Source organism: Nitrospirota bacterium (assembly GCA_040754395.1).
Taxonomy (GTDB): domain Bacteria; phylum Nitrospirota; class Thermodesulfovibrionia; order Thermodesulfovibrionales; family SM23-35; genus JBFMCL01.
Genome location: JBFMCL010000018.1, coordinates 46368 through 73178, shown reverse-complemented (window position 1 = coordinate 73178; position 26811 = coordinate 46368). Strand labels below are relative to the sequence as shown.

At 49.2% G+C, this 26811-nt stretch carries 25 protein-coding genes, 3 tRNA genes and 1 pseudogene; 11 read left to right on the top strand and 18 right to left on the bottom strand.

Translation table 11 applies throughout. From position 1 onward, the window contains the following. Window positions 1-96 precede the first annotated feature (96 nt). From AB1552_10165 to AB1552_10155, 3 genes and pseudogenes are all read right to left on the bottom strand, one after another. A complete protein-coding gene (locus AB1552_10165) occupies window positions 97-504 on the bottom strand; it encodes a transposase (protein ID MEW6054131.1) in 408 nt (135 codons plus the stop codon). Window positions 505-703: 199 nt separating this feature from the next. Beyond that, on the bottom strand, window positions 704-1759 hold the full coding sequence (rsgA, locus tag AB1552_10160) for a ribosome small subunit-dependent GTPase A (protein MEW6054130.1): 1056 nt from the start codon (window positions 1757-1759) through the stop codon (window positions 704-706). Window positions 1760-1932: 173 nt separating this feature from the next. Beyond that, a pseudogene (locus AB1552_10155) lies at window positions 1933-2124 on the bottom strand (addiction module antidote protein). 104 nt (window positions 2125-2228) lie between these two features. On the opposite strand from AB1552_10155, the gene AB1552_10150 reads away from it, so the two are divergent. Further along, the gene (locus AB1552_10150) at window positions 2229-3251 is read left to right on the top strand and encodes a hypothetical protein (protein MEW6054129.1); all 1023 of its coding nucleotides are present in this window, start codon (window positions 2229-2231) and stop codon (window positions 3249-3251) included. 87 nt (window positions 3252-3338) lie between these two features. On the opposite strand, the gene AB1552_10145 is transcribed toward AB1552_10150, so the two are convergent. From AB1552_10145 to AB1552_10135, 3 genes are all read right to left on the bottom strand, one after another. Further along, window positions 3339-4535, bottom strand: coding sequence for a putative porin (locus AB1552_10145; GenBank protein ID MEW6054128.1), 1197 nt, complete (start codon window positions 4533-4535; stop codon window positions 3339-3341). Window positions 4536-4767: 232 nt separating this feature from the next. Then, on the bottom strand, window positions 4768-6534 hold the full coding sequence (gene pnpS / locus AB1552_10140; protein MEW6054127.1) for a two-component system histidine kinase PnpS: 1767 nt from the start codon (window positions 6532-6534) through the stop codon (window positions 4768-4770). Then, window positions 6531-7232, bottom strand: coding sequence for a response regulator transcription factor (locus AB1552_10135; GenBank protein MEW6054126.1), 702 nt, complete (start codon window positions 7230-7232; stop codon window positions 6531-6533). Before AB1552_10135 ends, pnpS begins: the two co-directional genes overlap by 4 nt. 107 nt (window positions 7233-7339) lie before the next feature. Between AB1552_10135 and AB1552_10130 the strand changes: the two genes are divergently transcribed. Both AB1552_10130 and AB1552_10125 read left to right on the top strand, forming a co-directional pair. Continuing rightward, window positions 7340-7957: a DUF47 family protein gene (locus AB1552_10130; GenBank protein MEW6054125.1), complete on the top strand. Its 618-nt coding sequence runs from the start codon at window positions 7340-7342 to the stop codon at window positions 7955-7957. Next, a complete protein-coding gene (locus tag AB1552_10125) occupies window positions 7950-8933 on the top strand; it encodes an inorganic phosphate transporter (GenBank protein MEW6054124.1) in 984 nt (327 codons plus the stop codon). Before AB1552_10130 ends, AB1552_10125 begins: the two co-directional genes overlap by 8 nt. Before the next feature lie 4 nt (window positions 8934-8937). Here the strand turns inward: AB1552_10125 and aroB are convergent, their stop codons facing one another. Both aroB and AB1552_10115 read right to left on the bottom strand, forming a co-directional pair. Continuing rightward, window positions 8938-10023 carry a 3-dehydroquinate synthase gene (aroB, locus tag AB1552_10120; protein ID MEW6054123.1) on the bottom strand — a complete coding sequence of 362 codons (1086 nt, stop codon included), beginning with the start codon at window positions 10021-10023 and terminating at the stop codon, window positions 8938-8940. Between the two features lie 71 nt (window positions 10024-10094). Further along, entirely contained in the window at window positions 10095-10601 is a 507-nt protein-coding gene (locus AB1552_10115; GenBank protein MEW6054122.1) for a shikimate kinase, read from the bottom strand. A 77-nt stretch (window positions 10602-10678) separates the two neighbouring features. On the opposite strand from AB1552_10115, the gene mnmA reads away from it, so the two are divergent. Beyond that, a complete protein-coding gene (gene mnmA, locus AB1552_10110; GenBank protein MEW6054121.1) occupies window positions 10679-11878 on the top strand; it encodes a tRNA 2-thiouridine(34) synthase MnmA in 1200 nt (399 codons plus the stop codon). A gap of 8 nt (window positions 11879-11886) precedes the next feature. Continuing rightward, complete coding sequence (locus AB1552_10105) at window positions 11887-12756, top strand: hypothetical protein (protein ID MEW6054120.1); 870 nt, start codon at window positions 11887-11889, stop codon at window positions 12754-12756. Here the strand turns inward: AB1552_10105 and AB1552_10100 are convergent. The 5 genes from AB1552_10100 to AB1552_10080 form a co-directional block, all read right to left on the bottom strand. Further along, window positions 12750-13634 carry a diacylglycerol kinase family protein gene (locus tag AB1552_10100; protein ID MEW6054119.1) on the bottom strand — a complete coding sequence of 295 codons (885 nt, stop codon included), beginning with the start codon at window positions 13632-13634 and terminating at the stop codon, window positions 12750-12752. The genes AB1552_10105 and AB1552_10100 overlap by 7 nt on opposite strands. Then, window positions 13606-14436, bottom strand: a complete 831-nt coding sequence (locus AB1552_10095) for a 6-carboxyhexanoate--CoA ligase (protein MEW6054118.1) — start codon at window positions 14434-14436, stop codon at window positions 13606-13608. The genes AB1552_10100 and AB1552_10095 overlap by 29 nt, the downstream gene beginning before the upstream one ends. Before the next feature lie 71 nt (window positions 14437-14507). After that, window positions 14508-14774 carry a cell division protein ZapA gene (locus AB1552_10090; protein ID MEW6054117.1) on the bottom strand — a complete coding sequence of 89 codons (267 nt, stop codon included), beginning with the start codon at window positions 14772-14774 and terminating at the stop codon, window positions 14508-14510. 4 nt (window positions 14775-14778) lie between these two features. Then, a complete protein-coding gene (zapB, locus tag AB1552_10085; protein MEW6054116.1) occupies window positions 14779-15090 on the bottom strand; it encodes a cell division protein ZapB in 312 nt (103 codons plus the stop codon). Between the two features lie 22 nt (window positions 15091-15112). Continuing rightward, on the bottom strand, window positions 15113-17044 hold the full coding sequence (locus tag AB1552_10080) for a transglycosylase SLT domain-containing protein (GenBank protein MEW6054115.1): 1932 nt from the start codon (window positions 17042-17044) through the stop codon (window positions 15113-15115). 220 nt (window positions 17045-17264) lie between these two features. Between AB1552_10080 and AB1552_10075 the strand changes: the two genes are divergently transcribed. The 5 genes from AB1552_10075 (at window position 17265) to AB1552_10055 (ending at window position 24045) form a co-directional block, all read left to right on the top strand. After that, a complete protein-coding gene (locus AB1552_10075; GenBank protein MEW6054114.1) occupies window positions 17265-18590 on the top strand; it encodes a hypothetical protein in 1326 nt (441 codons plus the stop codon). A gap of 94 nt (window positions 18591-18684) precedes the next feature. Continuing rightward, window positions 18685-20517 carry a TIGR04442 family protein gene (locus tag AB1552_10070; protein ID MEW6054113.1) on the top strand — a complete coding sequence of 611 codons (1833 nt, stop codon included), beginning with the start codon at window positions 18685-18687 and terminating at the stop codon, window positions 20515-20517. Window positions 20518-20581: 64 nt separating this feature from the next. Continuing rightward, window positions 20582-22483, top strand: a complete 1902-nt coding sequence (locus tag AB1552_10065; protein MEW6054112.1) for an FAD-dependent oxidoreductase — start codon at window positions 20582-20584, stop codon at window positions 22481-22483. A 34-nt stretch (window positions 22484-22517) separates the two neighbouring features. Beyond that, window positions 22518-23432, top strand: a complete 915-nt coding sequence (locus AB1552_10060) for a fused MFS/spermidine synthase (GenBank protein ID MEW6054111.1) — start codon at window positions 22518-22520, stop codon at window positions 23430-23432. A 22-nt stretch (window positions 23433-23454) separates the two neighbouring features. After that, complete coding sequence (locus AB1552_10055) at window positions 23455-24045, top strand: fused MFS/spermidine synthase (protein MEW6054110.1); 591 nt, start codon at window positions 23455-23457, stop codon at window positions 24043-24045. A gap of 58 nt (window positions 24046-24103) precedes the next feature. Here the strand turns inward: AB1552_10055 and AB1552_10050 are convergent. From AB1552_10050 to AB1552_10030, 5 genes are all read right to left on the bottom strand, one after another. Further along, window positions 24104-24191: transfer RNA gene (locus AB1552_10050), tRNA-Cys, on the bottom strand. Window positions 24192-24218: 27 nt separating this feature from the next. Then, window positions 24219-24476 carry a type II toxin-antitoxin system RelE/ParE family toxin gene (locus AB1552_10045; GenBank protein MEW6054109.1) on the bottom strand — a complete coding sequence of 86 codons (258 nt, stop codon included), beginning with the start codon at window positions 24474-24476 and terminating at the stop codon, window positions 24219-24221. Beyond that, window positions 24463-24696 carry a ribbon-helix-helix domain-containing protein gene (locus AB1552_10040; GenBank protein MEW6054108.1) on the bottom strand — a complete coding sequence of 78 codons (234 nt, stop codon included), beginning with the start codon at window positions 24694-24696 and terminating at the stop codon, window positions 24463-24465. Before AB1552_10040 ends, AB1552_10045 begins: the two co-directional genes overlap by 14 nt. Window positions 24697-24860: 164 nt before the next feature. Then, window positions 24861-24936, bottom strand: a tRNA-Cys gene (locus AB1552_10035). A gap of 117 nt (window positions 24937-25053) precedes the next feature. After that, window positions 25054-25129 (bottom strand) — tRNA-Gly (locus AB1552_10030). Between the two features lie 145 nt (window positions 25130-25274). On the opposite strand from AB1552_10030, the gene trpE reads away from it, so the two are divergent. Continuing rightward, window positions 25275-26807, top strand: a complete 1533-nt coding sequence (gene trpE, locus AB1552_10025) for an anthranilate synthase component I (GenBank protein MEW6054107.1) — start codon at window positions 25275-25277, stop codon at window positions 26805-26807. Window positions 26808-26811 lie beyond the last annotated feature (4 nt).

Sequence of the window (26811 nt, the reverse complement as noted above, 5' to 3'; positions counted from 1 at the left end):
CGGCTGTACTGCCCCGGTGATACCCTTTCTCATGGTGGTGTCTCCTTTCTTTTGTTGATTCCAGTTCAACCTTAAAAGGATACACCGCCTACTCATCTATTTACACACTTTTTGATTGTACTCCTTTACTTTTCTCGTCGACAGCCCATTCATGTATAAGAGGGGTATGATTTCCTGTATCTCATCTATCTGCGTCACTCGCGGCGGCAGTATCCGGGAATGAAACGGTCCACCGGCATATTTTACCTGCGGCATTTTTATGCCTATATCGCCACTACCGATCTTCACTGATCTGGGTTTTGACCCGCTCCGGCTTCCTTTTGCTTCAGCGTTCCTCTCATAATAGTCCCTCTGAAGATATGCCGTCACTTCTTCTTCCAAGGCCGACTGTAACATCATCCTCGCCCCTATCTTCGTCAACTCCGTCAAGGGCGGCATCTCCATAAACTCCTGTACTCCTTCCTCAATGACTTTTCTCGCCTTCTTTGATAAACTCTTCTTCATGGGTATAATTCTCCTTTCTCTCCTTGAGAGATTGTTTTTGTCCAATGAGAATTATACCCTGATTCATATTTGCAGAATTGATGTTACACTACCTTCTATGTGAACGCTTGCTCAAGATTGGAACCTGCCGGGGTGTTTGTAACAGGAAGGATGCTTGCTTCTTGGGATTATTTGGATTTGCGGGTTTAGTGTTTTTATTTCAGTCCTTCACTTGTTTTTTGGCCGATTTGATGAATCGTCCGAAGGCTTTGTCCTTTTTTCGTTTGTCCAAGTATGACATCTCGTAGTACGCTGACTCCTTCTTGAGCTTGATATAACTGGAATAGCGATCTTCACTCAATTCTCCACTTTCGACCGCGGCTCGGATGGCACAGCCAGGCTCGTGTTCATGGCTACAATTTACATAGCGACAGTTTGCTGAAAGCCCGACAACTTCTTCGAATCCTATGTTTACACCATCACTGGCACCAACAATGCCTATCTCTCGCATACCAGGCGTATCAATCAACATCGCGCCTTGGCTAAGAACAATGAGCTGTCGTCGGGAAGTAGCATGAGTACCTTCCCCGGTGCTGCTGACGACTTTTGTGTCAAAGGCTTCCTGGCCCATCAGGCGGTTAATGAGAGTCGTCTTCCCGACACCCGATGAACCAAGCAGACAGTAGGTCTTTCCCGGGGATAGCGTCCGTTGAAACTCATCAAACCCGATACCAGTGATGTTGCTAAGTGCGATCACTTTTACTTTGGTGACAGAGCTGATAATCGCAATCTTCTGATCCAATTCAACACGAGTGATTAAATCCGTCTTTGTGAGTATGACAATCGGTTCAACGTGTCCGTCAGCTGCCATTACGAGGTACCGATCCAAACGGCGTGGATTAAAGTCAAAATGGCATGATTGAACAATATAAGCGATATCTATGTTAGCTGCAATCATTTGGTAGTCGATGTTTTGACCGGCGGTCTTGCGTCGCAAAAACGTCTTTCGCGGAAACACTCGGTGGATGATTGCTGCTGCACCATCGTTGTAATATTCTGCCGCCACCCAATCTCCTACACACGGAAGGTCGATCGAGTTCTCGGTCTGGTAAGAGAGCTTCCCCGAGAGTTCAGCAGGGACTTCTTTCGATTCATTCCTTATCAGATACGAACCGCGGTCAACTGTAGATATGCGGGCAAAGCTGTAACCCCTTTGGTCAAACTCGGAGGAATGATCTTCAAACCATTGGTTGAAACCCAGATCTCTCAATTTCATAATAGCCCTATCACCTTATTCTTATACGGATTCTTTTGCATCAAAGATTATCATTTGAACTACTCACAATTATATCAGGCTTATGAGGTGCGGAGTACAGGAAGTCATCTTCCCCACTTGTTTCGAAAGATAATCTTGATAGTTCAAGAAAGCATTTCTTTTATGATTCGGCGTTATTTATGCGCAGCCTTAACATGCAATGACAGCCCTAAAGCCCGTAAAACTTTCATTACAGTGGCAAATTCTGGGTTCCCTTCCGGAGGAAGAGCTTTATAAAGACTTTCGCGGCCTAATCCCGCTTTGCGCGCAATTTCTGTCATCTCTCTGGCACACGCTATATCTCCCAGAACAGTTTGAAGAAGCAAATGGGTCAGGCATGCAAGGGAAGGTATGCCGAAAAAAGATACGGGCAAAAAGAGCGCATATCCTATAAAATATTTTTAGCACATAACGCAGAAAGGACCCCTGCATGAAACAGACGGAACCATCACTGAAAGAGTGGAAGGCCCTTTATGACGCAGCGGCAAGGTTCAGGAAACTCGAGCCCTGGAAATTTATGAAGGAGACAGATATTTTCGGGGTTCTGGATCCGCACACCGGCGAAACAGGATACTGCTGCATCATGGGTGAACTCGGCGAACTGCTGGCAATTGCGGTCTATAACGGGACTGAAGGTCTTCAGAGCTATCAGAAGATCCAGAAAGGACTTATCCAGCCCGGAGATCCTGAGGTCATATATATGCAGAGCTGCCTGATGCTCACATTCGAAAACAGACAGTCTGTCCAGGAAGAAGACAGGGAAATCATCAAAGAACTGGGGTTGAGATTCAGGGGGAAAAATGCATGGCCTGTATTCAGAAGTTACCGGCCCGGCTATTTCCCGTGGTTTCTGGACAGGGCTGAAGTACTCTTTATGACGATTGCGCTTGAACAGGCAACTGATGTGTGCCTTCGCATCCTGCAGGGTGACCCAATAGATTTTTCGCCGAAGAGGAACCGGTTCTTCGTGAGGAAAGCTGAAGAAAAGAACGGGGCTTTTTCCTGGAGTGATGCATGGATGGAGCCCTCGCCTCCCCGGGAAAAGGCCCGCAGCGTAAAAGCCCCCCTGGACGAGATCAGGATACAGAGGCTGAAAAAAACAGCGGAGCCCGTCACCGCAGTATGGGAGGCAGATTTTTTCCATATCCCCACCCCCGTGCTGCAGGGGGAAAGACCTGTCTTTCCCTATGCGATCATAATCATGGATCATGACACAGGTTCCATCCTCGACCTGCACATCGCGGGCGGGAAAGACTATGAGAAGGAATTTGTTGAAAGGCTCCTCTCTTATATTGAGCAGACATCGTCATTGCCCCTTGAGATACTTGTCAGAAAAGAAGAGGTTGCAGAAGTCTTTGAGCAATGCACCGCGCATCTGAATATCAAACTGAGCAAAGTCAGGAGACTCCTGAATATAGAACATGCGCAGAGAGATCTGGAAGAAAACCTTTAGCCGCAGAATAGAAAGAACCGCCCTCCCGGGGCAGGGAGGGCGGTGGAGGGTTACCAGTGCCCTTTCTCTGGCAAAAAGAGCGACTGATTAGAATTTGAACGCGTAGGTGAGGTCAATCTGGATTCTGTTCTCTTCCAGTGACCTCTTATCAGATTGCAGCTGAGCGTTCACATTTTCAGCAATGTAATATTTGAGCGCATGCGCCCATCCCTTGCCAAGTCCAAACTTGTATCCGAATGTCCAGCCTTTGTTGTTTGTGCCACCGCTGCGGAAATCCGAGTCTGAAAATTCATCAAACGTGGCATCGCTTTCAACTCTGCTGTAGGTAGTAAATAGCTGCCAGTCCTTAAATTGCTCTACTTTTTTCTTTCCGGTCGTGACCCCTACAAGATATCCTTTATTGTTGTCATCGGCAGCAGCGTTATAGACATAGTCGGCTGTGAGGCCGACATAAAGCGGCAGGTACAGGGAAACATTAGCCGTTGCATTATATACCCTGAAATCGCTGATTGTATTGCCGTGATATTTGTTGTGACCTGTCTGGATGTGATCGACGTTTGAGTAATTATAATGGGCAAGGCCGACAACCACATCAAATTTGTCTTTCTCTTCATATTTCATCCCGCCCTGAATACCGAGAAGCCAAGGATCGGAAGAATCTCCACTCAACTCATCGAGAGGAAATGCTCCTGCATTGAGAAAGACGGAGGGTTTGCCGAGTTCATGCCGTGCCTGAACCGCCACCCCCTCGGGATGCAGATCGCCGTCAAATACAATCCATGTATACGGAGTGAAAGGATTCTTAAATTTCCCCATATAGACATCCAGTTTTTTGTCAAAGAAATTGTGTTTGACATAGGCTTCCTCAAGCCAGACATTTTTCAGCTCAAATATATCCCCTAATGATTGATTGAGTGTTACCTGGTCCTGTTTTTCTCCTGTTCCGAGCGTAAACCCGACCCGTGCCATCTCATTGATATCATAGGTAAACCCGAATCGACCCTGTATCCTCTCTCTGTGCCTGTCCGCCTTGTCCGGTTTTTCGAACCACTGTGAATCATGCCGCATCCTGAAACTACCGGCCCATTTTACTTTTTTCTCTTCGGCCTTTTTTGCTTCAGCCTTCATCTCGTCTGTGATCGAGAGAGCTTCCTGGGTTGTGAGTACACCTTTCTCCACCAGTTTTTTGAGTATAGGATCTTTAATATCCTCTGCTGCCATTGATGCCCCTGCTGTCGAGAGCAGGAGACAGAGGCTTACCACGAAAGACAATACTTTCTTCATACACCTTCCTCCCTTTTTTTCAGATTTCATCTTGATGAAAACCCTCCTTTGTGTTTCTGCTTCATTCTTCCCTCCTTCATGAATACCAGGCCACTGCTGGAATATCAGCATCCTTCGCTATGGTATTCGAACCAGGACTCATCATACATAACCTGAGTCCGGAACGAATAATTCTGAGGAATACTTTACCGGGAGAATGTTACAGGAATATTACGGAACGGTGAATTTTTAATTACGCAGGAGGAAGGAGAATCTTTACTTGTGTGCCGGAATCCTCGGTACTTTCTATCTTCATATCCCAGCCATGCGCCTTCACAAGGTGTTTGACAATTGCGAGACCGAGACCGGTTCCCCCGAGCTCCCGTGAACGTGCCCTGTCAACACGATAGAAGCGCTCCCCCATTCGGGCAAGATGTTTTCTGGGTATCCCGATGCCTGTGTCCTCCACGGAGATTTGGATCAGGTCTTTTTCCTCTGAACTTTCATCTTTTGTCTTTTCATTCGCCACTCTGACCGTCACCCCGCCTTTCTCGGTGAACTTAATCCCGTTGTCCACAAGATTCAGGAGAATCTGCATCAGACGGTCCCTGTCCGCGCTGATCTCCCTGCAATGAGGATCGATCTCCTTCTGCAGGCTAAGCCCCTTGCGGTGTGCTTTTTCTTTCAGGGTAGCAAAGACGGATTCTATTGTTGCGTCGAGACTGACTGCAGTTTTTTCAATCCTGACGTCGCCAAGCTCGATCCCCGAAAGGGTAAGCAGATCGCTGACAAGGGTATTGAGGCGTTCGCTGTGGTTTTTTATGGTCTCGAGGAAATTCCGCGCATTCTCCCTGTCATCGAGGGCGCCTTCGAGAAGTGTTTCGGCAAACCCCTTAATCGCTGTTATCGGGGTCTTAATCTCATGCGATACGCTGGCAACAAAGTCTTTCCGCACTTCTTCCAGCTTGCGCAACCGTGTAATATCGTGAAAGGTAAAAATAATCCCGGCCAGTTCTCCCTTAATACTAAACGGGGCTGCGGTGGTCATTAGGTAGCGCTCCTGCGGCCCGCTTATCACGACTTCACAGGATATCTTCTCTTTGTCGCGTGATACATGCTCGACAACCTCCATGAGGTCTGCTTTTCTGAGAGCTTCCAGCAGGGTTTTCCCTTCAATGCTCGACGGAATACCGAACAGCACTTTCACTGCGGCATTGCTCAGAATAATTCTTCCCTTTGTATCAGTCAGCAGCAGTCCGTCAGACATATTCTGAAGGATAGCCTCTATTTTCTGCCTCTCTTCCCTGCTCTGCACAAACCGGGTATTCAGCTCCTCTGCCATGCCACTGATATTTCTGCCAAGCTCGCCAAGTTCTCCCTGTTCTTTGTTAAAGAGTCTCTTGCTGAAATTCCCGGCAGCAATATCCTTTGAATAGTCGGTGATGTCTTCAATAGACCGGGTGATTTTTCTTGTCTGATAGAGCCCGATCAGAATTGCCACCCCCAGCGCAATAAGAGAGGGAAGAAAAATTTTGATCCTGATGGCGCTCACGGCCTCCTCAACATGCTGAAGGGGAAGAGATAAACGCAGAAACAGCTTCTCTGAATTCTCGTCAACTGCCAAGGCAAGATAGAACAGGTTTTCTCTCAATGTGCTGCTGTATCTGACGGATGTGCCGACATCCTTGATGTCTGCATCCCTGATCTCGGGTCTGTCGGCATGGTTTTCCATGCTTCTTGCAGGCTCATTGGAATCGCCCAGCACCTTCCCCGAACCGTCAATAATGGTGATCCGTGTCCCTGTTTTTTCCTTGTATTTCCTGCAGAAATCGTCAAGGTCAGCGCGGGAAGAAGGAATCTGTGCGGCAATCAGCCGCGCCTGCCTGTAAAGACTTTCCTGGAGACTGTCGATATAGTTGTCTTTAACTGCCTTGGATATAAAGAGTTCGAGAATGATTATGAGAAGGCACGCAAGAATCACATAGGGGACGGCGATCCTTTTAAAGAGAAAACGTTTCATGCCTTTTCATCGAATACGTATCCAATGCCACGCATTGTTATTATGTATTTGGGATGTGCGGGGTCCCGCTCTATCTGTGCCCGCAGCCGGCGCACATGCACATCCACCGTTCTTGGTTCCACAAACGCCTCATCTCTCCATATTGCATCGAGAAGCTGGTTGCGGCTGAACACTTTGCCTTTCCTCTCTGCAAGAAAAACAAGCAGCTTGAATTCGGTTGCGCTCAGCCTGACCGGTTTCCCACGCACCGAGACAGTATACCGCTCCCTGTCTATCTCGAGTTCACCAATCTTCAGAAGCTTTTCTATGACCGGTTTTTCAGATGACCTGCGCAATACCGCTTTCACACGGGCTACAAGTTCCCGTGGACTGAACGGCTTTCCCATATAGTCATCTGCACCCATCTCAAGGCCGAGTATCCGGTCTATTTCTTCCCCTTTTGCGGTCAGCATAATAATCGGAAGCCCGGACGTTTTCGGGTCATTCCGCACAATGCGGCAAAGTTCCATCCCCTGTATGCCCGGCAGCATGAGATCAAGTATCAGGAGGTCATATTTCCCTGTTCTGATCTTTCTCAGGGCAGATTCACCCTCAGACGAGGAATCGACGGCAAAGCCTTCCTTCCTGAGGTTATATGCGATAAGTTCAACAAGATCGGCTTCATCCTCGATAACAAGGATATGCTTCAGAGATTCCATATTTATACATATAGCACTATTAATTATCCCTATGCAACAGATAAAAGGTCGTTTATTGACTTTACCGGCAATTTTTTATATGCTAATCCATCTCCAAGAGGCAAGCAATGAAAATTTTTCCGAAAGAGACTGACTTCTATTCAATTTTCGAAAAGGCTGCGGCCAATGTCAGCCACGCGGCTACACTCTTCGTCGGAATCATGGAACATTTCACCAACCTTGAACTCTGGGCAAAAGAGGTGCATGAGCTCGAACAGGAAGGGGATGTATACACCCACGATATCATAAGAAAACTGAACAAAACCTTCATTACCCCGTTTGACAGGGAAGATATTCATGCACTCGCATCGAGACTGGACGATATCCTTGACCTTCTCTGGAATGCTGCAGACAGGCTTACCGTCTTCAAACTCACGGACTCCACAAAGCACGCGATTATTATGGCAAAGGATCTTCTTGCAACAGTTGAGATAGTAGAGAAGGCGATAAAGAAGCTGAAAGATAAGAACTACGCCCATATCCAGGAATACTGCATTGAGATCAACAAACTCGAAAACAAGATAGACAGGGGGTTCAGAGACGCCCTCGGTCACTTATTCGACGAGATAAAAGACCCCATCCTGATAATTAAATGGAAGGAAATTTATGAGCATCTTGAGAACGCATCCGACAGGTGCGAAGATGTGGCCAACATTCTGGAAGCTATTGTCCTGAAGCATGCTTGATCTTGTCTTTGTTGTTGTTTTTCTCGCCATACTATTCGACATAAGCAACGGTTACAATGATGCAGCAAATGCAATTGCAACGGTTGTCTCGACCAGGGTTCTGAAGCCGTTACATGCCGTGCTGCTTGCCGGGTTTCTGAATGTCCTCGGGGCATTCATGACGACTGCTGTGGCGAAAACCATAGGCAAAGGGGTTGTCGACCCGACCGCAATAACCGAGGGAGTTGTCGCCGCCGCCCTCCTCGCCGGATTTTTATGGAATACTGCGATGACTCGTCTCGGCCTGCCGGTAAGTGCGTCTCATGCGCTCATCGGAGGTCTGATCGGCGCATCGATATCGCATGGAGGACTGGCGATTCTGAATACTCACGGGTTGACCATAATTTTTTTGTCACTCCTCCTGTCCCCGGTGTTCGGAATCCTGTTCGGATATGTGTTCATGCGCTTCATTCTCGCCCTGTTCGGAAATCTCTCCACAAGTTCGGTAAACAAGTATTTCGGAAAACTTCAGATCGTCTCGGCGAGCTTTATGGCATTCAGCCACGGTTCAAACGATGCGCAGAAAGTAATGGGTATTATTACGCTCTCGCTGGTCAGCGGCGGGTACCTGAATTCTGTCGAAGTCCCTTTCTGGGTCATCCTCGCATGCGCCATTGCAATGGGACTTGGAACTGCCCTCGGCGGATGGAAGGTAATCAAAACCATGGGGGTCAGCATGCTGAAACTCGAACCTGTACACGGCTTTGCAGCAGAAACCTCAGCGACTGTGGTCATTCTCGGCGCAAGTCACCTTGGTCTTCCTGTGAGCACCACCCATGTTATCGCCACCGCGATCATGGGAGTCGGCTCAACAAAGAGACTCACTGCCGTGAGATGGGGTATCGGAACAAAGATCATTAAGGCATGGATTTTCACGCTTCCGGCATGTGCAGTTGCCTCATGGCTCATGTACAAGGTAGTCGCAGTGCTTGTGTAACCTGTCAGGAACCCGGCTGAAGTACCTCCCTGACAGCCGTATCGGTTACTCCCCTGCATATCTCCACCGCACCGATTTTCGTCGGGAGGACAAATTTCAGTTCTCCGGCAACCGCTTTCTTATCAAGCTGCATCGAGAGAATAATGCTCTGCATTTTCATGTCCGGCGGCTTTTCCGACGGCAATCCATAGGACTCTATCAGGTTTTTTATCCGCGCCGCCTGATCTCCGGAAATGAGTCCCAGTTTCCCTGCAAGCAGGGCTTCAAGGTGCATGCCTATCGCCACCGCTTCTCCGTGCAGGAATCTCCGGTATTTTGTCACAGTCTCTATTGCATGGCCGATTGTGTGTCCGTAATTCAGTATCGCTCTCAGCCCTGATTCCCGCTCATCCTTGGAGACAACGTCGGCCTTTATCTCGCAGGAACGCTTAATGATATGTATCAGTGCGCTTCTGTCGAGATTGACGATTCTTTCCTTTTCTGCCTCAAGGAACCCAAACAGGTGCTCATCATATATCACCCCGTATTTGATAACCTCAGCAAGACCTGCCAGCAATTCCCTCTCCGGAAGTGTTGTCAATGTCTCGACGTCTATCCATACAAGACTCGGCTGCCAGAATGCACCGATCATGTTTTTGCCGAGCTCATGGTCAACGCCGGTCTTTCCTCCCACAGAGCTGTCAACCTGCGCAAGAAGGGTGGTCGGCACCTGCACATAGGCAATCCCTCTCATATAGGTCGATGCGGCAAAACCGGTGATATCCCCGACTACCCCCCCTCCGAGGGCAACAAGCGCGGATTTCCTGTCAAGTCTGAACTTCAGAAGTTCATCGTAGATCTGGTTCAGGGTGGAAAGCGTCTTGAACTGCTCGCCATCCGGAATCGTGACGGTGAGAAGTTCGAAGCCCGCTTTTCTGAGCGAATCGGCTACCCGTTCGCCGCAGAGCGCATAGACTGTAGGGTTACTCACTACCGCGATCTTCGGGCTCAGTCCGAATGTCGCGAGTTCCCTGCCAATCCCGTCAAGACAATTGCTGCCGATCGCAATAGAGTAACTTCGTTCTCCCAGCTCAACAGAAATTTTTTCCATATGCCCTCTTCACTGCAATAAAATATACCGCAACTGCCGTGTCAGTGTCCCGGTATTCCGCACAGGGCATTTCATTGCATTCGTATCTTTTCCATGATCTCCTCTGCAATCTGCAACGGAGTTTTGTCTTCGGTGTCTATTACGATATCAGCCTTCTCGTAGAACGGCCTTCTTATATGCATGAGTTCCCTGATCTTCCCGATCGGATCTGCGACCCGCAGCAATGGTCTGTCGCTGCTGTTGGCGGTCCTCGCAAGGACGGTCTCGGGCGACGCCATGAGGCAGACGATGAATCCGTGCTTCCTGAGCACATCCATATTCCCGGTTCTCAGGACCACACCCCCTCCTGTCGAGATAATGCTGTTCGGAATGCCTGATATCCGCCTCACCATTGCCGATTCTATTTCCCTGAACCTCTCCTCTCCGAATTTTTCGAATATCTCGCTGATCGGCATTTTCTCGGATATCTCGATTTCCGTGTCAATGTCGATCAGTTTCATATCAAGAAGGCCGGCAAGTTCCCTCCCGACCGCGGTCTTGCCTGCTCCCATGAACCCGGTAAGGACAATATTTTTCATCCTGGACCCCATTGCCTTTCCCCCCATACAGGTCCCGTCATTCCGGGACCGTCAGGATATTGTAGTAGTTACAGGCGTTGAGGTCAATCTGTTATAGTGTACATATGGCAAAAGTTATCCTGGGAATGAGCGGCGGAATTGATTCTTCGGTTACGGCACATCTCATGAAAAGACAGGGCTTTGAAGTGGCAGGGGTGTCCATGATCATGTGTGAGGAAGAAAACGCGCAGAACCTCCCTGCCTGCTGTTCAACAGGCGCTATCGGGGAAGCCGCAAGGAACGCACATCATTTGGGAGTGAAGCATACGGTAATCGACGTGCGGGAAGAATTCTCGCAGAAGGTGACAAAACCCTTTGTCACTGCATATCTTGCAGGACTCACACCCAACCCCTGCGTCCTGTGCAACAGGTTCATTAAGTTCCCTGCACTGAAAAGAGAGGCAGACAGGCAGGAAGCTGAATATATTGCAACCGGGCATTATGCCCGGGTCCGGCCGCAGGGGATCAGCGGGGATCAGGCAGCGCAGCGCAGCGATGGGAGCCGGTTGCATGATGCGCTTTTTCTGGAAAAAGGGGTTGACCGGAAAAAAGACCAGTCGTATGTCTTGTATATCCTGAAGCAGGAAGAACTCGGAAAACTGATGCTGCCTCTGGGAGGGTACAGAAAGGAGGAGGTAAGGAAAATCGCAAGGGAGATCAATCTGCCCGGAGCGGAAAGGGACGAAAGCCAGGAGATCTGTTTCATTGAAAACAAACAGTATATTCCTTTCATCGAAAAACACGCGCATGTTGCCCGGAACCCCGGACCGATCAGGGATCTGCACGGGAACGCAATCGGCACGCACAGGGGGATATACGGCTATACCATCGGGCAGAGGAAAGGCCTCGGCATAGCGTCACCTTTCCCTCTTTATGTCATACAGATCGATGTCCGGAACAACACAATATACGCAGGTCCGCGGGATGCTGCAGCCAGCCGGGAGTTTCTTGTCAGCACCCTCAACTGGATTATCGATCCCCTGCATATCCGGTCAATGGAAGAAGGCGTTCGGAACGGGTTCATGTCATCAGAAAAACCCGTGAATACGACGTTCAGGGCATCTGTGAAAGTCCGGTCAACCATGAAAGAGCAGCCCGCTGTCATTCATATCGCAGACATCGACGCACACGGAACAGTGCGTGTGGTGTTCGATGAACCGCAGTGGGCGCCGGCACCGGGCCAGTCGGCGGTTTTTTATCACGGGGATATCGTGATTGGCGGTGGTGTTATTATATAATGGAAGGGATGAAAAAAAGGGAAGATATAGGCAGCATGACCCTGACCAGAACAGACATTCTTGAGGGGATCAGGACCGTCTCCCGGACGCATTATCACGAAGACCGTCTTGATATCATGGAAGGGGTTTTTGACGATGTGATTGATCTTTTTTCGGGCAGACGGAAAGGGTATCAGAAATGCGATACCGGGTATCACAACCTCATGCATACCCTGCAGGTACTCCCTCCTTTCCTCGGCATCATAGACGGACGGAACAAGAGCAAGGATATCCCCGTCGTTTCAAAAGAACTGTTCGTGCTGGGAATCATCGCGGTCCTGCTGCATGATACCGGCTACATTAAGGCTGAAGGTGATAACGAAGGAACGGGTGGAAAATACACGTTTGTGCATATTCAGAGGAGCATCGATTATTCGGGGAAATATCTTCTGGAACTTGGGGTGGATGAACACAGTATCAGCACCATAAGGAATTTCATCACGTGTACCGGCGTATTCATCAGCAGTGATACGCTGCCTTTCCGTTCAGAGGAGGAGAAACTGGTCGGCTATGCGCTTGGCACGGCAGATCTCCTTGGACAGATGTCTTCAGCCGCATACCCGGAAAAACTGCATCTGCTCTACCGTGAATTTGAAGAAGCATATCATTATGAAGGCATGGAGAAACTGAGGCGGAAAGGAGTCAGGATATTTGCGAGCGCTGACGAGCTGATCAGGAATACTCCGGGTTTTTTTGCAACCGAGGTCATGAAACGTTTCGAAAAAATGGGCTCACTGTACAGATATCTGACATATCATTTTGAGGATTCCGGCAACCGCTACATTGAAGCGATAGAGGAAAATATGAAGAAAATCCAACGCTCCTTTTCGCTTCAGTAAACTAGTGCAAGGCTGCCCGGCACGATCTCCACTTCCGCGGGGGTCTTTCCCAGATAGTCACCGTCTGTCTGTATATGTGCGCTGCCCCGGATCTCAATATGCCGTGCCTTCAGGTACTCCACATCATGATATTTCAGATGACGGTCTGTAAAAATACCATACACATATCTCACCAGATCAATACGCTTTTTCCCCTTAAACAGACAGACATAAAAAAAAGGGTCGCTCATCCTCGCATCAGGGGTGATGCGGAAATTCCCTCCGTACTTTGAGATATTGCCGATGATCGCAGAGTATCCGGCATATTCCTTGCCGTCGATTGAAAATGCAAGCTTCTCAGGAGCAAATCCGGCGAGAGTCCTGAAGCCGCTGTATACGTACGCACCCTTGCCGGAAATCCTTTTGAACGCGGTATTCATCCTGAAAACAGATTCCCCGTCAAAGCCGATACCTGCCATTAAACAGAAATACCGGGTAATGCCGGCGGGTTCCCCCGCACATGTTATCCTGCCGAGAGAGACTTTCCTCCGGACGCCTCTGACAGCGGTTTCCAGCGCGCCTTTTACCTCTTCAGGTATGCCAAGTTCTTTCGCAAGCACATTCGTGGTGCCAAGCGGAAGCACCGCAACAGGGATATCAGAACCTGCCACTCCGTTTGCGATCTCATTCAGTGTGCCATCCCCCCCTGCCGCGACGATCATCGCCGGTGATTTTTTTATGGCTTCGCCTGCAAACCGCTCGGCATCCCCCTTCTTTCCGGTGAAGAGGACGTCAACACTGAATCCCTTTGACTGAAGGAAATACGAGGCCATCGCCACTTTCCTGTCGGAAGACCCTTTTGCAACAGGATTACTTATGAGGATTATCAGTGATTTCATGTATCGGACATGCTTCCCGGAACGAAGCAACACCTGCAACTATTACGGGTGCCCTCTCAAGGTACGCAATCAGGCGTGCAGCAACGCTTTTCTCTTTGACAAAAAAAGCCCTTCCGCCGCTCCTGCTCCTCCGCGATTTGATATGCGGTATCCTTACATAGCCGAACTGCGTTGAAGCGACATATCCGGTTGTGTACTCAGGATCATCGGATATGCACACCTCAGCGATAACATCCCTGTGAGCTGCCACTTTCGAGGCGAGCACAAGGGCTTCCCTTACCGTTTCGGTATCGATTCCGAGGCGTGAAAGACCTGACGAGAGCAGGGCAGAGGCGGGTCTGCTGATCCCGAGCCTTGATACCCTTACTCCTCTCTCGTTGTCAGGCTCAAGCCGTCTTCCACTTTCCGCAGCGATGAGTGCTGCTCCTCTCATCGTGCCCTTCTGCAATATGTCCAGGGCGGCAGCGATGGCATTCCCTGATATGGGCAATAATTCCAGCAGGTTTGTCACGACCTTTTTCCCTTCGGAAGGGGTGCTGCAGGGTATTGTGGCTACCGGCAGGGCAGAAATCTCTCTGGGTTTTCGTTTGATGCGTTCGACCGTAAGCACAATGGTATCTGCTTTTCCTTTGGGATGTTGCAGCGCCCGTTCAAGGTAATGGTGCACAGTCTGCACCATATCTTTTTTCAGATAGAGCCCCTCGGCGCCCGAGATATGCATCTCTTTCCTGTCTCCTGTTGCAGTATGCTTCGTGCCTGCGTTTTTTGAGGCCCGCATTCGTATGTTCCAGAGGTTTTTCATTCAGATGAGATTATAACGTGACAGTGAAAGGTTGACAAGGATACAAAGGCAGCGCGATGAGGATACAACGATTATTCAAACAGAGACGCCAGTTTGGTGGCCTTTTCTTCGATATGCCGTGTGATTTCCTCCTGCTGGTTTCTCATCTTGTGCAGCTCGTCAGCAATGTCGAGTGCAGCAAGAATAGAGGCCTTCACGGGGGTGATATTGGGCGAGGTGCTGTAGACTTCCTTCAGCTTCCTGTCCACATAGGAAGCGAGTTCCCTGATATATTCCTCAGGTGCATCCCCTTTGATGGTATATTTCTGGCCTAATATATAGACCTCGGTACTTCCCATATCCTTATTCTATGTCGAGCGTTTCGATTTCTTTGAGGAGGCCCTCAAGCTGGCTCTTAATCAGATTCTTTTCAGTTCTGAGCTGCTCTGTTTCCTGATTTTTCTCGTCAAGCAGTCCTTCGAGTTCCTTTATCTTTCTTTCAAGAATGGTTTTTTCTTCCTTGAGGGTCTTTACCCTCTCGATCGCTGTGGTGATTTTATCTTCAAGGTTCTTGAGTTTTTCCAATGGCTTTGCCTCCTTCTTTAAATCGTTAGGTTGCTCCATGAGTTGGTCGTCGTCAAAGAGGGTCTTCCTGAAAACCATCGTTCCTAACATACCATTATGGCTGCGTGAAAGTCTACAACTTTCCTACCGGAATTGCCAGAGTACCGCCGCTCTCCGGATATGCACGTTTGTATTCAAAAAAGGTTGCCAGAACCCGCTTGACATAGTTCCGTGTCTCCCCGTACGGGATATCCTCGATGAATTCATCGGTGGAGGTGTAATTACCGGTTTTTCGCCACCTTCTTACCGCCTCCTCCCCTGCATTGTAGGCTGCTATGGCATATGCATAAGAATCGAATTCCTTGACCAAACGACTCAGATAAAAGATGCCTGCATGCAGATTTTTTTTCACATTCATGATCTCACGCGGACCGGTCATCCCAAGCTTCAGGCTGCTGTTCAGCCGGTATGCGGTCTGAGGCATGAGCTGCATGAGTCCGAGCGCTCCGGCAGGAGACCGTGCTTCAGCATCAAACCTGCTTTCCTCCCTCACGACCGAGAGAACCAGCAGGGGATCGATGCCGTATTTTTCCGACAGCCCCTCAACCGTGTTCCAGTAGGCAAGGGGATACAGAAAATGATGCAACGTTTCCATATAGGGGGCTTTTACCGCCATCCTCACGGAATGCTTATACTCCCCCATGTCCAGCAGCTTCGTACATATATAGATAATGTCTTCAAGAGAGCCCGTGTTTCCCGATATATGGATCATCTCTGACAATGCCTCATCCGAAAACCCCATATCAAGCAGTGCGTCGACCCGGTCGATCTTTCTCGAATTCTGTGACTGGACTTTGACAGGACCTGACCTGCTGATGATCTTTCCGGTCTCGCCGGAGTCGGGCTGATCGGTACGGTTCTTTATTCTCGCGTATGACATGATCCCGTAAAAAGAACGCTCCTTCGGGGCCACCACAGGATACATCGCCGATGCGTCTCCCCCCGCCGCCTCGATGCTGCGGGCCTTCCAGTAGAGATATTTCGGATCTCTATAGGTTTCATACAGCCTTGTGAACACATCTGTCGCCTTTTGGTATTCACCCGCGAGAAAATACGTCCATCCGATCCCCCACAGGGCATCTTCCTTCTCCGAAGGGAATTTCGTCATTACGTCCTGGAAAAGCCTCACCGCCTCTCCGGCCTTTCCCTCTCTCCTCCTGTCAGACGCAACCGCCATAAGGATGGAAGCCATTCTTGAATCCGCACTCCCTGCGAGTTCTTCAAGAGAGGACTCCACCGTGTCTTTTTCTCCTGCACGGTAACGGGACCGCATCTCCCAGTACCGCTCTCCGGCCTTCCGGTACACGTCCGCCGCCTCCGGATATTTTTTCTGTTTGAACAGGCTCAGGCCAAGATTTCTGAGGATTTCCTGCCTGAATCCCCCGGCATCTTCATGCAACAGGGTTCTCAGTGCGGTCTCTGCGTGAGCGTATTCCATGAATTTGATGAGGTTTCCGGCCCTTCGAATCCTCTCCTGCACCGTGAGATCAGCCGGGCGCAATTCATGGAATGCCTGCACAGAAAACGCTCCTGCATCGATATACAGATCCTTGAACAGGGATTTTGCCTTTTTTTCGTTCTCCTGCTGCTTCAGCCATCGTGCAAACAGGTATTTCATCTCGGCATCACGGGGATAGTCACCGACATAGGATGCGAACAATTTTTCGAGGTTTTCCTCACCGGTCTCCTGAGCCTCCGTAATCTCCGCAATACGGGCTTTTCTGACCAATGACGATTCCGGATATCCCTTCAGCAGGCTTCTTGCGGCATTCAGGGCTTCCCGGTGTTTTCCTGATTCATGATAGGCCTCTGAGAGCCAGAAGAGCGCGAAATCCCCCAGCAGTGGATAGTCCTTTTCCGCTTCAGAAAGGCTGCTGATTGCTTTTTGAAACTCTCTGCTGTCAAGCAGCGATTTGCCTTTTTTCAGGGATGCCCTGCCTGATTCGCCGGCATAGGCAGGCAAGAAAATCAGGACACATAGAATAATGCTGCAAATCTTCTTCATGAAAATATCATAACGGAAATACCCCCTTACATCAATACAGCCGATTGTTTCCGTTCAAGGCAACACCGCCGCCTTGCAGCACATGAGGATGCTGCTGCCCTCCATGCAATCGGGCAGGCAATCTCTGAAAAACACACGGGTAGCGCATTCTGCAGGGCACATTTCTTTCGGTTTTCAGAGAGGTTTATGATAAGATACAACAAGGACAGTCAGCCTGGAGGTGCATATCACCACATTACCTGTTTATGAACTGATTCTGCTTCTGGGCTCGCCCTTTGTGAGAGAGACTGTCTTCGGAAAAGGTTCATCTGAAGCAGCGACAAAGGGACTTTCTGCGATATTTCTTCTCATCATTATTCCCGTCGTGGTCATCTTTTTCTTCATCCTGAAATCTGTCTATTCCCACACCATAGGGAAAAAACTCAAGAGCACTCTCAAAGAGGACTATGCGAAGGAAGCCCGCAAATTCGAAAATGAAGGGAATTTTGTATCTGCTGCAGTGGTATATGAAAACAAATTGAAGGATACGCGTAAGGCAGCTTCCCTCTATGAGAAAGGACATGATTACGACCGTGCAGCCATGCTGTATGACCTTCTGGGAATGACGGAAAAGGCAAAAGAGATGTACATAAAGGCAGGCAGTCTTGAAAACGCAGCAGAAGTCGCAATTCTTGAAGGAGAATTTGATGAGGCAGCAGCCCTGTATGACAGGGCCGGGAAAAAGATTGATGTGGCGAAAGTAATGAAGGGAGCAGGGAAAATGATCTATGCGGTGAAGGCATACCGGGAAGCAGGAGAATATAAAAAAGCTGCGCTGCTGCTGAAAGACGAGGGGATGCTGAAAGAAGCTGCAGAAATGTTCGGGTTTTCCCTGTATGACAAAAAACCGGATACCGCAACCATGGAGGATTTTTATACTTATGCAGGTATGCTTGAGGAGACCGGGGATGTGCAGAAAGCGGCGGCTGTGTATCGCGATATCGACAGGGCGGATCCATCCTTCAGAGATGTCAGAGAACGGCTTGTCTCCCTTTCATCGAAACCCGGGGAAGAGCCTGTTCCCGAAGGAATGACAACGGTAAGAAGCATAATCAAAAGCGGAAGAACAGAACCAAAATACAGCCTCAAACTCTGGGTCCAGGTGCTCAAAGGTCTTCAGCAGGCATATCGCAACGGCTGGCCTCCGGGTCTCCTGAGCCCTGACAACATCATTATTGACGCACAGAACAATGTCTCCTTTCTGAAAAGAACGCAGCCTTCCGCCTATGCGCCGCCTGAAATCACAAAAGAACTTGTTCCTGACGAAAGAGCCGACATTTATTCTGCAGGCGTCATCCTGTTCGAAATAATGACAGGAAACCTGGAGGGGCTGGGCGCTGTAAGGGTCATTGATATTCTTGATGACGTGCCGGAATGGCTCGATGACATTGTGCTGAAATGCCTGAAAAAAGTGAGGGAAGACAGATATCAGAGCATTCAGGAGATATTCACCGACCTGATGAATCTCTCCCGGGGAAGAACAGACGCTGATGCGCTTTCAGGATAATAAGGTCATGGAACATGTGCAGAAACATCATGATTTTTTCATCAAAAGGCTGGTTTAATGGAATAATGCGTAATTCCTGTGATATATTTTTCCCATGATACGTGATCTCAGATTACATGGCAGCATCGGTCCTGTTGAATATTTTGCGCTGGTCAGCGGAGCCACGGCGTTCAATACCTATTTCTATGATGAGACGCCGTCGGGCATCAGGTTTTTTTCGAGAGGCAACGAGTTTACCCTTTCGGACGAGGGAATCCATTACAAAGGAACCGGAGGAAGTTTCTGCGAATACATGTTCGGCGTCGAGAAGCCTGTAAAGGATCTGATGAAGCGGACGATTGCAAACAGGCTGATCATGTTCGGTGCATTTCTCGATGAACATGAAAGGGTTGTGTTCACTAATGATACCGAAGGAAAGGAATCCTTCTACCGTCTCTTCCTGCAGGGGCATGCAGCAAAAAATTATTATTTTTTTGTTTCGTCGGATTTCACCGGGGATTTCAGGAAAAGGCAGAAACAGATCCTTGGTTTGGTCGGCAAGTTCCTGAAGAGGACGGTCCTCATCGCTGAAGACCGCGATACGGAACTCCTCGACGGGTTCCTCTCGGAACTGAAAAACAAAAATGCAACCGTATTCATCTTCAAGCTGGTACACAGGGCGAATATGCAGTTCTACAGATCCTTCTCAGAGTTTTATCTCAGGGAAAGGGCATTGACTGCCGGAGAGGAACTCTACCTCGAAGACCTTGTGCTCCAACTTGACATCGACCGGTATCAGCAGGAAAGAATGAAAATAGACATTATGTACCGGCATACTGACAACAAACAGGTGGTTGATGAATACCGGGATATCCTCCTCAACGGCATTGCGAAAGACACCCTTCCGCAGGTCGACTCCGCCCGTCTCAGGAGGCTGCGCACCCTTGGGATCAGGAACAATATCCCGAGCGTACTGTTCGAAACCCTCGATGAGCTTCTTCTGAAGGGGAAAAAAATCCAGGAGATAGAAGAACCCGAATATCTCAGGGAAACACGGATAATCCTGCAGAGTCTTTTCTTCAGGGACCTTTCCCTGAAAAGGCATATCATCAATGAGGATGTCATAAAACTGCTTCGTGCGAAGCAGGCGGCTGATGCAGCAGGAGACAAGGGTTTTGAACAGATTCTCCTTGATACTGTCAGGGCATGCGACGAGATTGCGCGCGAAACGAAAGATTTCGATCTTTTCGAGGAATTCACGAACATCGCCACCTATTTTGACAGATACGACAACGTTGCCAATTTGTTCAGCCAGATAGCGTTCATCGAAAACGTGAACCTCACGGAAGATTTCCTGCGGAGCCTTATAGGGAATAAAAGGGAGTTCGATCAGCTGGACCCGAAATTGTTCGAGGAGGTGTTCATGAAGGAAATCCTCAGCAACAAATATATCACCGCATTCGGCAGGAAAAAGATCATTGCGATCACAAAGGGAATAAAAAAGATATCTGCTGGCGACGCCTCACTCAAGGATGTGATTGCCGAGTTCAAAACCGTCGCTGATGAGGAAAAGCTCTATCGTTCGGTCTATACCGCGCTGAAAGAAAGAATGAGGAGTTTTTTCCCGGGTCTTGAGACGAAAAAAGGGCGTGATAAGATATGGGAAGACATAGAAAGAGAGCTCTCGGAAAAGCATTTCACCGGTAAGGTTCCGAAGAAGCTGTTCGATAAGGTGTTCCTGGACCTCAGAAAAGAGTCGTTTTATCTTAATCATTTGTTGCCCCTGATTATAGAGCGCAGGGATTTCCCCCTGCGGGAAGACTTCCTTGGAAACAGCGGGCTCGACAGATTTCATATCGAAACGCTTGAAAAGGAATACTTCGAGATAAGAAAGCTCGACACCTCAGTCCTTGAGCCCTTTCTCCTCGGTGGCAGTCAGCAGCGTTGAACCTCCGGGGGAATGTCACTGAGACCTTTCTTCTCGCCGAATGCAGCATGTACCGGAACAGAACATGGACAGAGAGAACAAAAAACCTGTCTCTGAAAAGAAGAAACGGCACCTTGGCCTGTATCAGCAAGTAACCCGCAGGGATTTCCTGAACGGTCTCCTGATCGGGACGGGTGCGGTACTGCTCGATTTCAGGATTCCTCTTTCGTTCGCAGCATCCGGCTCATGGGACGGATACGGTGGCATCGGCGACTATGCGGAGTCACATGGCAATACCGAGGAAATAGTCAATGCGGGCCATAACCTGAGAGACGGAAAATATCACCGGCATTCTTCCGATGCGCGCGACACAGGCGAATTCTTTGATCTTGCGATTATCGGCGCGGGAATGAGCGGCCTAGCCGCAGCATTCTCGTTTATGAATGCAACCCGGAAAAAACGGAGCTGCATCATCCTCGATAACCACCCTGTGTTTGGCGGGGTATCCAAAAGAAACGAATTCTCTGTTGCCGGCTACCGGATGATCAGCCCCCAGGGAGCAAATTCTTTCTCCGTGATTGACGATATCTTTTCGGAACTGGGAATGCCCCGGTCCTTTCGATATCAGAACCCCGCCTCTGCATCCGCACAATTGCAGTTCGACCAGACCAATTTCGGGTTCATGTTCTGGAAAGACCTCGCAGCGCACACCGGGCACTTTTTTCAGGATTCACGGAAAGGAAGTTCTTTCTGGCTTACTGATATCTGGAATCAGAAGATGAAGGGAACTCCGTTCTCCGATGAGGCAAAACGTGACCTGTTGTTCTGGAAAAATGATATGGGCAAGGGGGACAGGGAGAACAGACATGAGAACTGGTTTGATACGATGACCTACAAGGAATTTCTCGAAAATGTCCTGAAGCTGAATTCTGCCGTTACGGGATTTGCAGACCCTGTGCTCGCAAGCAGCATGGGTCTCGGGTGTGATGCAATATCCGCATATGGTGCGTACCAGGTAGCACTGCCCGGGTTCACCTCTTTTACCGGCAGGGAACGGCGATATCAGCGCGAATGGCATTCCTTTCCCGGAGGTACCGACGGATTCGTCCGGTATTTCATTAAACGGATGCTCCCCGAGGCAATTCAGGGAGAGGATGTCTTTGAAGACATCCTGAATAACCCCTTCCGGTTTAGCGCCCTTGAGCAGAAAGGAACTCCAGTACAGATCCGGCTGAAATCGACCGTCGTGGGGGTGCAGCACGATTCACATCCTGAACAATCCGAATACGTTTCCGTAGCATATGTTAAAAACAATACAATGTTCAGACTGAAGGCAAAGCACGTTATTGTGGCTGCAGGGAGCTGGGTAGCGAAACGGTTTCTTCGGGACCTTCCGGAGGATTACCGTCATGCCCTTTCGTCCTTTTATCATTCACCCTTCCTCGTCGTGAATATCGGCCTGAAAAACTGGCGCTTTCTGGAAAAGCTCGGGGTTACTGCATGCAGGTGGTTTGAAGGGTTCGGGTTCTCCTGCAATCTGCGTCAGCCCATGACCATGGGAGATTACCAGCCTCCCCTTGATCCGGGCAAACCGGTGATTCTGACCTTCTATGTACCTTTTTATTATCCCGGTCTTCATATCAGGGAACAGGGGGTGAGGGGGCGTAGGGAACTGCTCTCCACAAGTTATGCCGAGTATGAGCTGATGATACGTGAACAGATGGCGCATCTTTTCAGTGCATCAGGTTTTGACCCCCGTAAAGACATCGCAGGGATTATCCTGAACCGCTGGGGACATGCATATGTCAACCCCCAGCCCGGGTTCTATTTCGGAACGCAGGGCAGGGAAGCGCCGCGTCTTCTGCTCAAAAGAGGATTCGGACGCCTTGCCTTCTGCCATGCAGAGCTGAACGGACACCAGCACTGGGCCGGGGCAATACGGGAAGGCAAACGTGCTGCCAAGCAGGTGCTCGGTTTTTCATCGTGAGAGGATTTATAATAGATATAATAGGAAAAGCAATATGAAAATACGCACACACATATTCATGATGTTCCTTTTGCTTGCGTTGCCCCCGGCTGTCCAGGCCGAAAGCAGTGCGCAAAAAAAACTTTATGAGAAAGAGTCCCTCTACCAGTACATCGCGGTGATAGAGGACCTGGAGAAGAAAGAACGGTATATCTTCAACAACAAGAGGAGTTATATGCAGGGAGGGATGCATGTGGATACCCCTGACAAGCTGCTCTTTGAATACACACAGATGGCGTTTATCGGTCTTGCCTTTCTCGATAAAGAGCCGGCAGACGCCCTTTTCATCGGTCTCGGCGCCGGCGCAATGCCGCGGTACTTCAACAGGTTTTACCCTGCCGTCACTGCTGATGTGGTCGAGATCGATCCAGATATCGCTGATGTCGCAAAAAGATTCTTTCACTTCCGGGAGACAAATGCGATGCGGGTGCATATCGCGGACGGAAGGATGTTCATCAAAAGGGCAAAAAAGAAATACGACATCATTTTTCTCGATGCCTATCAGACTGATTTTATCCCTTTCCACCTCACAACCGTGGAATTCCTCAGGGAGGTCAGCAGGAGCCTGAAGGACGGGGGAGTGGTCGTATCCAATATTGTCTCACCGACCAAGAACAAGTTCTTCTACTCGATGATCAGAACCTATACCGAAGCATTCCCCCACCTCTATATATTCAAGGGGAAAAGATCGAAAAATTTCATTTTTGTCGCGACCAGAAACAAAACGGGAAAAACCGAAGAAGCTGTCGCAGCGAACGCAAAAAAAATCCAGTCCTACCGGAAATTCGACTTCAGTCTCCCTGAGATCAGTGCCTCCTATGCGTATGCATCAGAATACGCGAAAAAGTCTGAACTCCTGACAGACGACTTTGCGCCGGTAAACATCTACCAGCACATGGAAGTGAAGTAATCAGCCGGAAAGGAGAAAGTCTATGATCAGGGCAATTGTCTTCATCTGCGGGGCGGTGGTAATGTCGTTCGAGATTCTGGGCAGCAGGGTTCTTGCACCGAATTTCGGCAATTCTGTCTTTGTGTGGGGAAGCCTTATCAGCGTGTTTCTGGGAGGGCTCTCGGCAGGTTACTATCTCGGCGGGAAAGTCGCGGATGTCAATCCATCGGCAAAAAAGCTCGGGCTGATCATCATTGCCCCCGCAGTCCTTCTCGTGACGTTCCCGCTGTACGGCGCACCTGTTTCCGACTGGGTTTTCATGAAAGACCTTGGACTCAGGCTCAGCCCCCTATTGGCCTCCATGCTTCTTTTCTTTATCCCTTCTGTCTTTCTTGGCGCAGTCAGTCCATATACAGTAAAACTTCTCATCTGCAGCCTCCACACTTCCGGCAGAACCGTGGGCACCCTCTATGCCCTGTCAACGCTCGGAAGCATCGTCGGCACGCTTCTGACTTCCTTTTACCTGATTACCATCGCAGGGGTCAAGTTTCTGATAATGGCCCAGGGGGTGCTTCTTATCCTTATCTCAATCCCGCTGCTCTTCATGAAACTGCAGTGCAAAAGGGAAGAGTAATGAGTAATGAACGTCTGGTACTGCGCTGATGCCCGTCTCTTGTCCTGCAACCGGAATGCCCGGGAAACGGGGTTCGAACCCGCAACCCCAACCTTTGTAAGGTTGTGCTCTACCAGCTGCGGGAATACAAAATGAACTCATTCCGGGTCGGGTTGAGCGATTCGTAATGTGTCTTATTTGTATACATCTCGTCTATGTCCAATTTTAACAACGATAATATGTAATTCCCTGTCAGAAACTGAATAGACTATTCTGTAAACTCCTTGACGAATTCTGTACCTGTTTTCTCCTGTGAGTTTTTCACATCCCTGAGATCGGGGTGTGTTTGCCAAGCTCTGAATCTTTTGAATTATCCGGGAGCGATCTGTTCGTGGAGTGTTCTCAATTTCTTTGACGGCTGACGGCTTGATAAGGATATTATATTTTGCCACGCCTCTTCAAGTCCTTGAGAACTTCCTCAAACGACAGGTTGGGCTCATGTGCCCTTTCTTTAAATGCAGCAATGTCTTCTGCATCTTCCGCGAAGACGATTCGGATCGCCTCATTAACGATATCAGATACAGAACTATCAGTTTCAGCGGCTTTAAGACGAAGAGCTTTATGGATCTGAGGATCAAAATAAATTGTCGATTTTTTGGTTATTGTTTTCATGCATGTAATATACCATCATGATGGCAAAGTGTCAAGACGCAAAAATGCTAGTCAGTAATTTTCATACATAAATCACTGAAGCCCCTTTTCCGGTGTCACAAACGGTGTCACAATTGACAGGGAACGGCAGGAAATTCGCTAAATTATATTACAATTCAAATGGTTGGAGGCGGCGAGCGGATTTGAACCGCTGCATAAAGGTTTTGCAGACCTCTCCCTTAGCCACTTGGGTACGCCGCCATGTAATAAGAAAGTATGCAGTAAAGAGTAAACAGTAAGCAGGAAAAAGATATGAGTGCATATCATACTTCCTGAGCGCTTACTCCCTACTCCTTACTGCATCCTGGCTGTTTCAAATGGAGCGGGAAACGGGGCTCGAACCCGCGACCCCAACCTTGGCAAGGTTGTGCTCTACCAGCTGAGCTATTCCCGCATTCTCAATTATTAAACCGGAAATGAAGAGTCAAGAGTGCGCTGACATCGGTCCGGAACGGGCTACTCTTAACTTATTGTTCATTAATAAGCTATAATGAACGCTGTACTAAAAATACTAATAGAAAGGATTAATTTTTGTCAATATGCTGTTTCCTGATCTCGAAAGTTTCAAATCTCTCGCAGCACAGGGCAATCTGATCCCTGTATACAGGGAAATCCTGGCGGATACAGAAACTCCTGTATCTGCAACGCTGAAACTCGGGGGGGCGCCTTCGTTTCTGCTTGAGAGCATGATCGGCGGTGAAAAATGGGCACGCTATTCTTTTCTCGGGTCGAAACCCTCGAGGATCATCAGGAGCTGGGGCAAAAAAGTAGAAATAAAGGATAAGATTGCGGGATCCCGGAGGTTTATGGCAGAGGATCCCCTGGATGTGATAAAGAAAGAGATAACGCAATACACTCCGGTTGAGGTAGCGGGCCTGCCGAGATTCTACGGCGGACTTGTCGGGTATATTGGATACGACATGGTCAGATTTTTTGAACGGGTCCCTGATGAGAAAAAGCCCGGCCTGAAGCTCCCCGACATGTTTCTGATGGTCACAGACACCGTCATGATATTCGACAACCTGAAGGGCAAGATTAAGGTCGTCTCGAATGCGCATATCAACGACAAATCGCCGGAAGAGGCATACCGCGAAGCTGAAGAAAAGATCGGGAATATCATCGACAAACTGAAACGTTCGCGGCCTGGCAGGCGCAGGTCGAGACAGAACGGCAGGCAATCCGGGGACTTGTCATTTGCTACCCTCGGGCAGGTAGGCATACATCCCTCGCTTTCCGCATACGAATCCTCTTTTCAGACCAGGGAAAAGTTTGAGGATGCAGTCGCCAGAAGCAAGGAATATGTCATGTCCGGCGATATTGTCCAGGTGGTGCTGTCCCAGAGGTTTGACAGGGAGTTTGATATCGACCCGTTCAACATCTACAGGGCCCTGCGGGTAATCAACCCGTCTCCGTATATGTACTATATCGATACCGGGGACGCGAAGCTCGTGGGATCTTCTCCCGAGATCCTGGTAAGGCTTGAAGGAAAAAAGATAAGCCTGAGGCCTATCGCAGGGACACGAAAGAGGGGGGAGACGGAAGAAGAAGACAGCGCCCTTGAGGATGAGCTGAAAAAAGACCCGAAAGAGATTGCCGAGCATATCATGCTCGTTGACCTCGGGAGAAACGATGTGGGAAGGGTTGCCGAGACCGGTTCTGTAAATGTGACGGAGCTGATGTCTGTCGAACGTTACAGCCACGTCATGCATCTCGTCTCGAACGTCGAAGGTGAACTCAGGAGCAACCTCGACGCATTCGACGTACTGAAGGCATGTTTTCCCGCGGGCACGGTTACCGGGGCTCCCAAGGTCCGGGCGATGGAGATCATCGAGGAACTCGAACCGGTCAGAAGGGGGCCTTATGCAGGTGCGGTCGGGTACATCAGCTATTCAGGGAACATGGATACCTGTATCACGATCAGGACCCTGATAATAAAGGGGAATAAGGCGTATGTCCAAGCGGGTGCCGGCATTGTTGCCGATTCGGTCCCCGCGCGTGAATACATGGAAACGGTCAATAAGGCCATGGGCATGATGAAAGCCGTCGACATGGCGGAAAGAGAATTGAGCTGAGGTC